The 12146-nt window shown below is 55.7% G+C and carries 12 protein-coding genes; 9 read left to right on the forward strand and 3 right to left on the reverse strand.

The features are described from left to right. Positions 1 to 235 precede the first annotated feature (235 nt). The 3 genes from AVI_RS22600 (at position 236) to AVI_RS22610 (ending at position 2455) form a co-directional block, all read left to right on the forward strand. Positions 236 to 835, forward strand: a complete 600-nt coding sequence (locus AVI_RS22600; protein WP_012654438.1) for a sigma-70 family RNA polymerase sigma factor — start codon at positions 236 to 238, stop codon at positions 833 to 835. After that, complete coding sequence (locus AVI_RS22605; protein WP_012654439.1) at positions 819 to 1643, forward strand: anti-sigma factor family protein; 825 nt, start codon at positions 819 to 821, stop codon at positions 1641 to 1643. The genes AVI_RS22600 and AVI_RS22605 overlap by 17 nt, the downstream gene beginning before the upstream one ends. Positions 1644 to 1738: 95 nt before the next feature. Beyond that, positions 1739 to 2455, forward strand: coding sequence for a Bax inhibitor-1/YccA family protein (locus tag AVI_RS22610; protein ID WP_012654440.1), 717 nt, complete (start codon positions 1739 to 1741; stop codon positions 2453 to 2455). A gap of 113 nt (positions 2456 to 2568) precedes the next feature. Here AVI_RS22610 and AVI_RS22615 read toward each other — a convergent pair whose 3' ends face one another. Beyond that, on the reverse strand, positions 2569 to 3018 hold the full coding sequence (locus AVI_RS22615; RefSeq protein WP_012654441.1) for a pseudoazurin: 450 nt from the start codon (positions 3016 to 3018) through the stop codon (positions 2569 to 2571). A 297-nt stretch (positions 3019 to 3315) separates the two neighbouring features. On the opposite strand from AVI_RS22615, the gene AVI_RS22620 reads away from it, so the two are divergent. Beyond that, complete coding sequence (locus AVI_RS22620; RefSeq protein ID WP_139192507.1) at positions 3316 to 4005, forward strand: NnrU family protein; 690 nt, start codon at positions 3316 to 3318, stop codon at positions 4003 to 4005. Between the two features lie 177 nt (positions 4006 to 4182). Then, on the forward strand, positions 4183 to 5610 hold the full coding sequence (gene eglC / locus AVI_RS22625) for an endo-1,3-1,4-beta-glycanase EglC (RefSeq protein ID WP_012654443.1): 1428 nt from the start codon (positions 4183 to 4185) through the stop codon (positions 5608 to 5610). A 129-nt stretch (positions 5611 to 5739) separates the two neighbouring features. Here eglC and AVI_RS22630 read toward each other — a convergent pair whose 3' ends face one another. After that, positions 5740 to 7074, reverse strand: a complete 1335-nt coding sequence (locus AVI_RS22630; protein ID WP_012654444.1) for a dicarboxylate/amino acid:cation symporter — start codon at positions 7072 to 7074, stop codon at positions 5740 to 5742. 231 nt (positions 7075 to 7305) lie between these two features. Here AVI_RS22630 and AVI_RS22635 point away from each other — a divergent pair, with 231 nt between their 5' ends. Both AVI_RS22635 and AVI_RS22640 read left to right on the forward strand, forming a co-directional pair. Beyond that, positions 7306 to 9177 (forward strand): sensor histidine kinase, encoded by a 1872-nt coding sequence (locus AVI_RS22635; RefSeq protein ID WP_041698719.1) that lies wholly within the window; start codon positions 7306 to 7308, stop codon positions 9175 to 9177. Beyond that, positions 9174 to 10550, forward strand: coding sequence for a sigma-54-dependent transcriptional regulator (locus AVI_RS22640; RefSeq protein WP_012654446.1), 1377 nt, complete (start codon positions 9174 to 9176; stop codon positions 10548 to 10550). The genes AVI_RS22635 and AVI_RS22640 overlap by 4 nt, the downstream gene beginning before the upstream one ends. A 26-nt stretch (positions 10551 to 10576) precedes the next feature. Here AVI_RS22640 and AVI_RS22645 read toward each other — a convergent pair whose 3' ends face one another. Then, complete coding sequence (locus AVI_RS22645) at positions 10577 to 11299, reverse strand: TetR/AcrR family transcriptional regulator (RefSeq protein ID WP_012654447.1); 723 nt, start codon at positions 11297 to 11299, stop codon at positions 10577 to 10579. A 332-nt stretch (positions 11300 to 11631) separates the two neighbouring features. Here AVI_RS22645 and AVI_RS22650 point away from each other — a divergent pair, with 332 nt between their 5' ends. Next, complete coding sequence (locus AVI_RS22650; RefSeq protein WP_012654448.1) at positions 11632 to 11928, forward strand: hypothetical protein; 297 nt, start codon at positions 11632 to 11634, stop codon at positions 11926 to 11928. Between the two features lie 26 nt (positions 11929 to 11954). Then, positions 11955 to 12146, forward strand: a complete 192-nt coding sequence (locus AVI_RS22655; protein WP_139191582.1) for a hypothetical protein — start codon at positions 11955 to 11957, stop codon at positions 12144 to 12146.

Below are 12146 nucleotides of genomic sequence, written 5' to 3' on the forward strand. Positions count from 1 at the left end.
TCAAAAACCCTTGCGAATCAGTAGGTTCTAGCCAAGTTCTCTTCGCAGTTGCGAGATGAAAAATACCAGTTTTTGTCGTGGTGAGCGGACCGAAATGGCAATAATCAAATTGTCGCACCCTTGAAAAATTGGCTGGCCATCGCGAATGGGCTAACGGTTTCACCGGGAATCGCAAAAACAGAAAAAATTATTCGCACCCGGGAATAAGAAAGGGTCCTCGTGCGTATATAGGGGTATGAACAGCAAATCCGGCCCCTTTGACGTGATTGGACAATTGGCAGCGCTGAGGCGTTATGCCCTGTCGCTTGTGCGCAATGCCGATGATGCCGAGGATCTCGTCAACGACGCGCTGGTCAGGGCCTATGAGCACCAGAACAGTTTCCGGCGTGGCGGCAATATTCGTCACTGGTTGTTTTCGATCCTGCATAATACCCACGTGGATAGCTTGCGACGCAGGCGATCTGCGGCAAGACGTGATGCGCAGGCAGCCGATCTTGTCGATCCGGTTGTCGGTGCAGAGCAGGAGCATGTGGTGCGGCTTGCCCAGGTGCGCCGCGCATTTCTGGACTTGCCGGAAGAGCAGCGGCAAGTCCTGCATCTGGTGGCGATCGAAGAGCTTTCTTATCAGGAGGCTGCGGAGGTTCTGGATATTCCCATGGGCACGCTGATGTCACGGCTGTCGCGGGCTCGGGCGCGGCTGCGCGATCTTGAAATGACCGATGCTGGGCGCCGGGCACTACCGCCACCGATTGAGAAACCAGCCCATAGAGGGCAGGGCGGCTCAAAACCGGCTGGCCTTCGCATCGTTGGAGGTTCCGATGACACACCATCCTGATCCGATTTTGGATTTTGATCTACAGGCCTATATCGACGATCAACTGAACGTTCAGCGGCGGATTGAGGTCGAGGCCTATCTTTCCAGGCATCCCGATGCGGCGGCGCGGATGATGGCCGACCTGCGTGTGCGGGACGAGTTGCGCCTGGGGCTGGCCCATGACCGAATGGCGCTTGATTTGGGCGCGGCGCGGCCCGCGACCCGGGATGCGGCTCGCCGGCTGGAGCAGGCTTTGATGCATGCAGGCCGTATGACAGTGCTACGCCGCGCAGCTGCCATAGCAATTTTCATCGGCGTAGGTTGGGTCGCACATTCCGTGATCAATCCATTCGCGGCGACGCAGGTCATAGCCTCCGTTCCGACGCCAGCCTTTGTGCGGGAAGCACTGCAAGCCCATGAAACGACCTTGCTGCGCGAAAGTCTTCATCCTCAGCAGATCGCCCAAGATCAAGTCGGTCAGGGCCAATCCGGGGCGCCGATGTTTGACCGCAAGGAAATTCGCTCTGCCACTGGCATCGTCATGCCGGATCTGCCCAGCAATTGGACGATTGCCGATAGCCAGATTTTCCCTTCGGCTTACGGACCGAGTGTTGAAATCGCCGTCAAGCCGAAGCGGGGCTCGGAGGTGACGTTGTTTGCCGCCCGCACCGGCTCCTTCGCTGTCCAGAATGTCACGCTCGCTCAGACGGATGGTGCAAAGGCTGCTTATTGGCAGATCGGCGAGGTCGCTTACGCGCTGGTGTCGAAGGACCGCTCGGGCGACGAATTGACAGATGTGGCGGGCCAGCTTGCCAGGACGCTTTACTGAAACCGGGTTGGCGCGGCGTTAAAAAGCGGCGGGCCTGCAATGACTTACGGCGTGACATCGATTGTCAGCCTGAACATCAAGAGGAGACCTCAATCATGGAACCTGTGAATAAACATTATCCCTTCGGCGCGCAGGCGCAGGCGGGGGCCTTGTTCGACCAGGGCCTGCGTCAGCATATGCTACGCGTCTACAACTATATGGGCCTTGGCCTGGTTATCACCGGCCTTGTGGCGTTTATCGTCGGTTCGACGCCAGCGCTTTACGTGCCGATTTTCCAATCGCCGCTGAAATGGGTGGTGATGCTGGCGCCGCTCGCCTTCGTATTTTTCTTCTCCTTCCGCATCCAGACCATGTCGGCCAGTGCCGCGCAGATGGCGTTCTGGGCGTTTTGTGCGGTCATGGGCCTGTCGATGGCGTCGGTCTTCCTGGTCTTTACCGGCACCAGCATCGCCCGGACATTCTTCATCGCCGCAACCATGTTCGGCTCCATGAGCCTCTACGGCTATACCACGAAGCGTGACCTGTCGAAATTCGGCTCCTTCCTGATGATGGGCCTGATCGGCGTGGTCATCGCCTCCATCGTCAACATTTTCTTAGGCTCCAGCGCGCTGCAATTTGCGATCTCGGTGATCGGTATCCTGGTTTTCGTCGGCCTGACGGCTTGGGACACCCAGAATATCAAGGAGCAATATGCCGAAAATATCGATCAGGAATCGCGCCAGAAACTGGCGGTATTCGGCGCGCTGTCGCTTTACCTGAATTTCGTCAACATCTTCCAGCTTCTGCTGAATTTCACCGGTGAACGTGAATAGTCTTTGAGCGCGAATAGTCTTGGCTGAAATGCAATAGAGACAATAAAGCCGCCGGTCCTGAGGGATCGGCGGCTTTATGTTGATAGTGGCCCTTCGGCCTATGCGGTTGGGATTCAGTGCAGGGTATCCAGTTCAGCCAGCAATTTGTCCTTGGCTTTTTTGGGCAAGGTCGAGGCTGCAAAGGCGGCAGCGTTGGCGGGCGGAACGTCGCCGACTACCACAACAGCCACCATGCCCATGCCAACATGCGGTGCGCATTTGATGCCGTACGCACCGGGTTGCGTGAATGTCACCTTCACAGTTTCATTGATCTTGCCTTTGAAGACCTCCGCACCCTCAGGCACCAGGCCGGTAATGGCTTCGGCACTGTGGGACTTGTCGGTTGGAATGAAGGTTACGGTGTCGCCAGGAGCGATTTTCAGCGCGGCGGGCTCGAATACCATGGCTGTGCCATCGGCGCCCTTGTTCAGCATATGGATTTCGTAATCGGCGGCGAAGGCGGATGCCGTTGAGATCGCGCCGATGATGGTCAGGGCGGCGAGGCGCTTCAAGGCGATATGCATGGTGTTTCACTCTCTTTTGTGTCTCTTCGCTCACGCTTTTAAATCACCGGATGCGGCATCACTTTGATCTTGCGCAAATCGCGCATTTGTGACCCTCAAAAGGTGGGGGCTTGGCTTGAGTTTATCCGGGAAAGGTGGAATGCGGTTTCCTTGAAAAGAGACGTGCTATCAAGAAGCCTGGGGGTGCAAGGTCCAGACTGGACCTCGCAGTTTCCCTGCGGTGATGGTGCAGCGCCTCGGCCGTAGGAGTATGTGGTTTGCTGTCTCTCATTGATGTGTGTGTTACGGGATGGTTCCGTGGCTAACCTGGTCCTTGCTTTGATTTTCTTTGTGTTGACGCATTCCGTCCCGGCAATACCCAGCATCAAAGGTCGGCTTGTCTCCCGTCTGGGCCGGACGACCTATATGGTTCTTTATTCCATCCTTTCGCTGGCAGGCGTGCTGTGGATTTTCTACGCCTTCATGGAAGCCGATGATGTGGCACTTTGGATGGACAGGGCCTGGCAGGCATGGTTGACGCTGGTGCTCGTACCGATCGGTCTTTATCTGGTGGTGTGCGGATTGATCAGTCCCAACCCATATTCGGTGACCTTCAGATCAGGGCGAAAGCCTGGAGCCATCGTTTCGATAACCCGTCATCCGGTTTTGTGGGGTTTTTTTCTCTGGGCTTTCGGTCATATTTTTCCAAATGGTGAAATGCGTGGCGTTATTCTATTCGGCGGATTTTCGCTTTTCTCGCTGGTGGGAATGGCGATACTGGACCGCCGAAACCGGAGAACTAATGACGTAGCCGGCCCTGAATTGGGTGCCGCAACGTCAGTTTTGCCTTTCGCCGCCATTCTGTCTGGCCGTGCCAGATTGCGTTTGGACCGCGACATGGCGATCGCGCTTGTCCTGACCACAGCCGGCACCTTCGCTTTGCTGTTTGCCTTCCATGAAGTCTTGTTCGGTGTCGATCCCTTGCTGCTCGCGCTTTACGGGGTTTAAACAAGATGATTGCTCTATTTTGATACACCTGTTTTGAAAACAACCATGGTGGGTCGTTCGGGGCCTGCGAAATTGAAAAAATATTACCATTACGGGAAAGATCGTTTGGTTCTCGGCGACTAAAGTCCTATCATTCCAAAAGGGGTAAGGTGTTGACTGCAACTGAAAGAGGTTCGCATGGCCAGCAAATATCTTCTCAACAGCTTGGGGGAGGCGCTTTATTATAGCGGCGATCCGACCCACTGGTATTCAGCCACGGGCAGTGGCCTGACGCTGAATGGATCAAGCGGCAACGATGCAATGTATGGGGATAGCTCGGTCAATGTCACCATGAATGGTGGCGCGGGCGACGATGTCTATTATCTCTATTCCAGTATTAATCGAGCCAGTGAATCAGGGGGGGCGGGTGTTGACACAGTCAATACCTGGATGAGTTACACGCTTGGTGATGGCATTGAAAACCTGGTCGTGACAGGCGATAACCGCTATGCTTTCGGCAACAGCCTGAACAACATCATCACCGGCGGCACAGGTATCCAGACCATTGACGGCTATGGTGGCAACGATGTCCTGATCGGCGGCGGCGGCGCCGATACTTTTGTATTCAGCAGCGGCAATGGCAGCGACAGGATCACTGATTTCTCCAGCGATGATACCGTGCGCTTGCAGAATTATGATTTCTCGGACTTTACCGAGGTGCAAAGTCATATGACCCAGACAGGAAGTGATGTTTCACTCGACCTCGGCAATGGCGAAAGCATCCTATTCAGCGATACCGTAATTTCTGATTTTACCTCCGACCAGTTTCAGTTGACACTGGATCGTACCAATCTCACGCAAACATTTTCAGATGATTTCAACAGCTTGTCCCTGCATGACGGAACGAGCGGAACGTGGGATACCGGCTATAGCTGGTTTGCGTCCAATGGCGGCACCTTGGTCGATAACAGCGAGTTGCAGTGGTATATCAATCCGTCCTATGAGGGGACGTCGTCGGTTAATCCATTCTCTATCTCTGACGGGGTGTTGACCATCACCGCATCCGTTGCTTCGGAAGATATCCAGAGCCAGATCAATGGCTATGAGTATACCTCGGGCATGCTCAGCACTGAGTCCACGTTTAGCCAGACCTATGGTTATTTTGAAATCCGCGCCGATATGCCTGATGATCAGGGCGCATGGCCGGCATTCTGGCTGCTGCCGGCGGACGGGAGTTGGCCACCGGAACTGGATGTGGTTGAAATGCGTGGCCAGAATCAAGGCGAAGTCATTGTCACCGCGCACAGCAATGAAACTGGCGAACAAACATCCGATGCCACGACGGTTTACACCGATACCGAAGGCTATCATACCTACGGCGTGTTGTGGACGGAAACGACGTTGACCTGGTATATTGATGACGTTGCCGTGCATCAAACGGATACGCCGTCAGATATGCATGAGCCGATGTATATGGTGGTCAATCTGGCGGTTGGCGGGATGGCTGGGACGCCAAGCAGTTCTGATTTCAGCGATGGCTCAGAGTTGAAGGTCGACTATATCAAGGCCTATTCCCTTGATGAGTATGCGGCGGCCACCACAACGACCACCGATCATCTTCTTTAACCAGGTCTGCATTCCTCAAACAAAAAGCCCCGGCTGGATTGGCCGGGGCTTTTTTTGTTTGCACTTTAGAGCATCGGATTTATCCGAAAACCGGTTCTTAACTTTCGGTTCGATGCTCTAGACCGTTTATCATGCGGCGGTTGGAACCGGTTCGGCCACGACATCGATTTCTTCCGGCAATTCACCCGCCATGGCGGCGCGGAACTGTGTCTGATCGAGTTCGTTTTCCCAGCGGGCGACGACCACGGTTGCGACGGCATTGCCAATGAAATTGGTCAGTGCCCGGCATTCTGACATGAAACGGTCGATACCGAGGATCAGCGCCATGCCAGCGACCGGGACCGAAGGGACAACGGACAGTGTTGCAGCCAAGGTGATAAAGCCGGCGCCAGTGATGCCTGCGGCACCCTTGGAGCTGAGCATGGCCACCAGCAGCAGAAGAATCTGGTCGCCAAGCGAAAGCTGGATATCCGTCGCCTGGGCGATGAACAGGGCCGCCAGGGTCATGTAGATGTTGGTACCGTCAAGGTTGAAGGAATAGCCGGTTGGAATGACCAGGCCGACAACCGAGCGCTTGCAGCCTGCGCGTTCCATCTTGGCCATCAGGCCGGGAAGGGCGGCTTCTGAAGACGAGGTCCCCAGTACCAGCAGCAGCTCCTCTTTAATGTAGCGGATCAGGGCCAGGATGGAGAAACCGTTATAGCGGGCAACGCCGCCAAGCACGACGAGAACAAATAGCAGCGACGTCAGGTAGAATGTCCCGATCAGGAAAGCCAGGTTGGCGATCGAGCCAATGCCATATTTACCTATGGTGAAGGCCATTGCGCCGAAAGCGCCGATTGGTGCGGCCTTCATCAGGATGGCGACCAGCTTGAAGACCGGCGCGGTCAACGCCTGCAAGAAGTTGGTGACCGGCTTTCCAAGGTCGCCGACCATGGCGAGAGCCAAGCCGAACAGCACCGAGAAGAATAGGACCTGGAGAATGTCACCCTTGGCAAAAGCGCCGACAATCGTGTCGGGGATGATGTTCATCAGGAAGCCGGTGATCGTCGAATCATGGGCCTGCTGGGCATAGCTGGCAACAGCCTTGCCATCCAGCGTCGCGGGATTGATATGCATGCCTGCGCCGGGCTGCAGGATATTCGACACCAGCATGCCGACAACGAGCGCCAGCGTGGAGAAGCACAGGAAGTAGATCATTGCCTTGCCGGCAACGCGACCAACCTTCTTCAGGTCGGACATGCCGGCGATGCCGGTGGCCACGGTCAGGAAGATAACAGGCGCGATGACCATTTTGACGAGCTTGATGAAAGCATCACCGAGCGGTTTGAGAGCTTCGCCAGTTTGTGGGTAAAAATGACCGAGCAAGATACCGCCGATAATCGCAACGATAACCTGGAAATACAGATGACGGTAAAATGGGAGCTTGCCGCCCTGCGGGGCGGTTGTGGTAGAAATATGCATCGGATCCTCCGGTAGGTGCTCCCAACCGATGTCATCGGCCTCCCGGGAGCTTATGCAACGTGTCAACATCGACACCGATGTTCGGTTTCGTCAATGCAATCGCCGTGCCAGAGTGTAGCTTCGTGCCAAGCCTTTGAAAAGCCGCGTTTCAGCCATGATCCGTGGCGGATTTTCGCGCGAATTTTCGCTCAGTGCCTTGTGTGTTGTGCGGAAAAATGCACAAAGTTGACGATGATTATCGTGCATGACAAGCCCATATCCGTCCCTGCCAATGTGAGGCGCCCACGAAGGCCATGGCTTTTGCTGGCGTTCCTAGCCTGTGTTGTCACCCTCCTTGCGCTTTATTTGGTTGGGCTTTATGCCCGCACTGCCGCATTGGAGGATTTGTCCGAGCAAGCACGCACCAGCGCCAATCTCAAGGTGGCTTTCTTGCGGGCGGTCTTGGAACGCCCTCGTTCCTTGCCGTTGCTGTTGTCGGAGGATCAGCAGGTTGTGGATGCCTTGAGCCTTCGCACGGTCGCCGCGACGGAACGATTGAACGACAAGCTAGAGCGTTTGGTTGCAGGCACAAGTGCTTCAGTTCTTTACGTCACAGACGCGACAGGACATGCCATTGCCTCCAGCAATTGGCGAGAGCCGGTGAGCTTTGTTGGCATCGACTATTCTTTTCGGGACTATTTTCGCCAATCCATGCTGGCCGGCACAGCTGAACATTTCGCGCTCGGCAGCATCAGCAAGCGTCCAGGCCTTTATATTTCCAGGCGTGTCGGCCCGGCTAGTGCCCCCTTGGGTGTCGTGGTCGTGAAAGCAGAGTTTTCACAGCTCGAAAGCGATTGGCGCGAAGAGGGGCGGGCGGCGTTTGTCACCGATGGGCATGGTGTCGTGCTGATTTCCAGCCTGCCGTCCTGGCGCTTCATGACATTGGCTGCATTGCAGCCGGAGGAGTTGGTCCAAATACGCAACAGTTTGCAATTCGGCGATGCGCCTTTGCAGGCCCTGCCTATCAATCGCGCCCAGCAGGTGCCAGGCAGCGGGATACCGGACGAGCTTTTGGTGCGTACGGTTTTTCCCGGCGCCATACCTGCCGACTATCTTGATCTATCGGTCGCGGTGCCGACCACCAGCTGGCATCTCAACTATCTTGTCCCGACCGAACCGGCAATCGCGGCGTCGATGCGGGAATGGCGACTGTTGACCTTGGCCCTGCTGGCGCCATTTTTTCTGGTCGTCTCGCTGGTTCTTTGGCGGCGGCAGGCAACGGTTATCCGTCTGGCGCGGGTGGAGGCGGACCAGCTGGAGCTGGAGCGGCGGGTGGATGAACGAACCCACGACCTTTCACGGGCCCGAGACCGGCTGGAATTGGAGATCGCCGGCCACAAGACCACCGAACAGCGGCTGCAAGGTGTCCAGCAGGAATTGGTCCAGGCCAACCGGCTGGCTATCCTGGGGCAGGTTGCGGCGGGCGTTGCCCATGAAATCAACCAGCCTGTCGCAACGATCAGGGCTTATGCTGAAAATGCCAGGGTGTTTCTGGAGCGTGCCCAGCCGGAGCAGGCAAACAGCAATCTTGGCGCCATTGCCTCGCTGACGGAGCGGATCGGCACGATCACCGATGAATTGAAGGCTTTTGCGCGCAAGGGTCGGACCGCGCCGGAACCAGTGCCGCTTGGAGCGGCGATCGAGGGCGCGGTCATGCTGCTGCGCAGCCGTTTTGCCGGGCGGCTTGAGGCGCTTTCCCTTCCCGATGTGGCTCCTGATCTGACGGTGAAAGGCAACAGGGTCCGCCTGGAGCAGGTCCTGATCAATCTTCTGCAGAATGCGCTCGAAGCATTGGAGCAGCGCAGCGATGGCCGGGTTGAGGTCTCGGTTCAAGAGACGGAGCAACATGTCGTGGTGACCATCGAGGACAACGGTCCGGGCATTCCAGAGGATATCAGGCGTCTGCTTTTTACCCCCTTCACCACCTCAAAGGAAAAAGGTCTTGGTCTCGGCCTGGTGATTTCCCGTGACATTATCAGTGACTATGGCGGCCGGATTGGTGTCGAAAGCACGCCATCCGGTACATGCTTTACCATCCATCTTTTGAAAGCGGATATATCATGACGTCATCGCAAGCGACGGCGACCAATAATGTGATCCTGATTGATAATGATCGAGATCTACTGGCGGCCACGGGGCAGACCCTTGAGCTGGCGGGCTTCTCCGTGCAGGCGTTTTCAGCGCCGCTGGATGCGCTGCGTCGGATTTCCAGTGATTTTCGCGGTGTCATCGTTTCGGATATTCGAATGCCTGATATCGACGGCTTGGAATTGTTCAGCAGGGTCAAGGCAATGGACCCGGAATTGCCGGTCATTCTGGTCACCGGCCATGGCGATATCGCCATGGCGGTACAGGCGATCAAGGACGGCACTTATGATTTCATCACGAAGCCCTTTGCCACCGACAGGCTCCAACAGAGTGTTCATCGCGCCGCGGAAATGCGACGGCTCGTGCTGGAAAATCGCAAGCTGCGTCAGGTGGCAGACGCGGCCCAGGATGGATTGCCGCTGATTGGCCAGACCCCTGCCATGGAACGGCTACGGCGCACTTTGCGCCAGATCGCCGATACCGACGTCGATGTGTTGGTGACAGGCGAAACCGGCAGCGGCAAGGAAGTGGTGGCGAGCCTGCTACACAGCTGGAGCCGACGCGCCAAGGGCAATTTTGTCGCCTTGAACTGCGGAACCCTGCCGGAAAGCATGATCGAAAGCGAGTTGTTCGGCCACGAGGCCGGCGCCTTTACCGGTGCGCAGAAAAAGCGGATCGGCCGGATCGAACATGCCAGCGGCGGCACATTGTTTCTCGACGAAATCGAGAGCATGCCTGCCGCGACCCAGGTGCAGATGCTGCGGGTACTGGAAATGCGGGAAGTCTCGCCGCTCGGCATCAACGACGTGCGCCCGGTGGACCTGCGCGTGGTCGCCGCGGCCAAAGTCGATCTCAGTGATCCTGCCCAGCGCGGTGAATTCCGCGAGGACCTTTATTACCGCCTGAATGTCGTGACATTGACCATCCCGCCGTTGCGCGAGCGCCGTGATGACGTGCCGCTGTTGTTTGCCCATTTCATCGAGCGGGCCGCTAGCCGGTTCCGGCGCGAGCCACCGCCGGTGTCAGCTGGTGTCGAGCGTTATTTGCGAGATCATGACTGGCCGGGAAATGTGCGTGAATTGACGCATTTTGCCGAACGCTTCGTTCTGGGGCTGGAAGATATGGATTCGGGCGGCAGTAGTGTCGTTTTAGTCGACCTGCCTGATTTATCCTTGCCGGAGCGGCTGGATCGCTATGAGGCGGATATCATGCGTGAGACCCTTAGCCACTATGAGGGTGATGTACGCAAGACCATCGAGGCTCTGAAAATTCCTCGCAAGACCTTTTACGACAAACTTCAGCGTCATGGCATTGTCCGCAAGGCATTTGCGGGTGGGGAAGAAGGCTGAGCAATCAACAATGTGATGAGGAACAGTCAGGTGCCGGGTATGGTTGCCGGTGCAAGGAAAGCCAGTGTGACCGTCACAATATGTTCGCCCCAGGCGTCGATAGCGGTCGGTTGCCAGACGTCCGGGTTAAGATTGAGCGCCAGCGTGTAGCGATTGTTGATGTAGAAGAAGCTTAAGCCAGCAATCGTCATGTAGACCGTCACCGGATTGACATCGGCACGAAACACACCTTGCTCAATCCCTCGCTGCAGAAGCTTTTCGATTTCCGCGAGCAATGGACCATGGGTCGAGGGAATGGTCTTTGATCGGCTCGAATATTCAGCCCTCAGAATGTTTTCGGTGGCAAGAAGACTGACGAATTCCGGGTGAGTCAGAAAATAGGTCCAGGTGTGTAAAGCCAGTTCGCGTATGCCATCAAGCGGTTGACGTCGCGACAGGTGAAGGCTTTTTCCAGCAGCGGTGACATTGGAGAAAATCACCTCGAGAACCGCGACGTAAAGGCCCTCCTTGTCTCCAAAGAAATGGTAGAGCATTCGTTTGTTGGTTTTCGAACGCAATGCAATGGCGTCGACTCGGGCGCCTGCAAAACCCTTTGCGGCAAACTCTTGAATGGCGGCATCCAGAATGATTGCTCGGGTCGCATCGGGATGGCGTATCATACGCCCCTGACGGCATTGCATGGGTGTCGGGCTTTCCGCTTCGGGATCAGGCCCTTCCTCGAAAGTCTGTTCCAGCCGCTGGCCTGTCATGGGAATCTCACTTTATGGTATTTCGAAATTCAAAATTAGATTTACATGAAATACATCGCGTCGGTTAATTACGTGCATGCAGAATCTGTAAATTGTGATTGGAGGCTGTGAATTCGGAGTGAATGATCGGCTGAGATGCGGACGCGCCGATGTGGACACCGTCTTTTAGGCTTTTCGATGTTTTGAAAACAAAATTTCTCCATTTGTCTGCAAAAGTAGAATAGTAATTTTATAGACTATATTGACGGAAACCCTTGCCACTGTCACCATTGCACAGCGTTGGAGTGAAAATAAATGGGACATATATCCTGCGATTTTCAAAAGGGGTGACGATGCCGATAGCTGTAAATATGTTTTCTTACGACCTGTTTGGGTTGACACGGGTTCCCCACGATCTGGTTGAAGACAGCAAATCTCGCGGTGAGGGCCATACACAGAAGCCTGTTGTGGCAAAGTCAGTAATGAGCCGGAAGGTCGAGAAATCATCGTTGTTTTCGAGGTTCTGGAACGGCAACCCGGCTAACAATCAGCCCGGCAAGGATCGAGATGCCGAGCAGGAGCAAAAGATTCGGGAGGATCGCAAGAATTGCCACGCAATTCTCCTCGGTGGTTTCTTCCCGATTTTGTGAAAAGCACGTTTGTGAAGGAGGCTGTGATGAGTATTGTTGAACGTCTGATGCTTGATGCCGTCTCGCCTATATTGGCCAGTGCCGGAGCCACTCAATCTGCCACCCAGTCTGTAGCGGACCATTCGATTGGCCTGCGTGAAAAGGTCGGCCGTGCGATTCCCTTTATTGTTTGCGCGGCCGCCTTCCTGTTTGTCGGGGCTATGATCGTCGGGATTTGA

Origin of the sequence: Allorhizobium ampelinum S4, from assembly GCF_000016285.1 — a bacterium.
Taxonomy (GTDB): domain Bacteria; phylum Pseudomonadota; class Alphaproteobacteria; order Rhizobiales; family Rhizobiaceae; genus Allorhizobium; species Allorhizobium ampelinum.

Bases quoted from the DNA above. Each gene is read 5' to 3' on its own strand.
- AVI_RS22650 (WP_012654448.1), top strand. From the start codon at position 11,632: ATGCCGATAGCTGTAAATATGTTTTCTTACGACCTGTTTGGGTTGACA.
- AVI_RS22645 (WP_012654447.1), bottom strand. From the start codon at position 11,299: ATGACAGGCCAGCGGCTGGAACAGACTTTCGAGGAAGGGCCTGATCCC.
- AVI_RS22640 (WP_012654446.1), top strand. From the start codon at position 9,174: ATGACGTCATCGCAAGCGACGGCGACCAATAATGTGATCCTGATTGAT.
- eglC (WP_012654443.1), top strand. From the start codon at position 4,183: ATGGCCAGCAAATATCTTCTCAACAGCTTGGGGGAGGCGCTTTATTAT.
- AVI_RS22655 (WP_139191582.1), top strand. From the start codon at position 11,955: ATGAGTATTGTTGAACGTCTGATGCTTGATGCCGTCTCGCCTATATTG.
- AVI_RS22635 (WP_041698719.1), top strand. From the start codon at position 7,306: ATGATTATCGTGCATGACAAGCCCATATCCGTCCCTGCCAATGTGAGG.
- AVI_RS22630 (WP_012654444.1), bottom strand. From the start codon at position 7,074: ATGCATATTTCTACCACAACCGCCCCGCAGGGCGGCAAGCTCCCATTT.
- AVI_RS22615 (WP_012654441.1), bottom strand. From the start codon at position 3,018: ATGCATATCGCCTTGAAGCGCCTCGCCGCCCTGACCATCATCGGCGCG.
- AVI_RS22605 (WP_012654439.1), top strand. From the start codon at position 819: ATGACACACCATCCTGATCCGATTTTGGATTTTGATCTACAGGCCTAT.
- AVI_RS22600 (WP_012654438.1), top strand. From the start codon at position 236: ATGAACAGCAAATCCGGCCCCTTTGACGTGATTGGACAATTGGCAGCG.
- AVI_RS22610 (WP_012654440.1), top strand. From the start codon at position 1,739: ATGGAACCTGTGAATAAACATTATCCCTTCGGCGCGCAGGCGCAGGCG.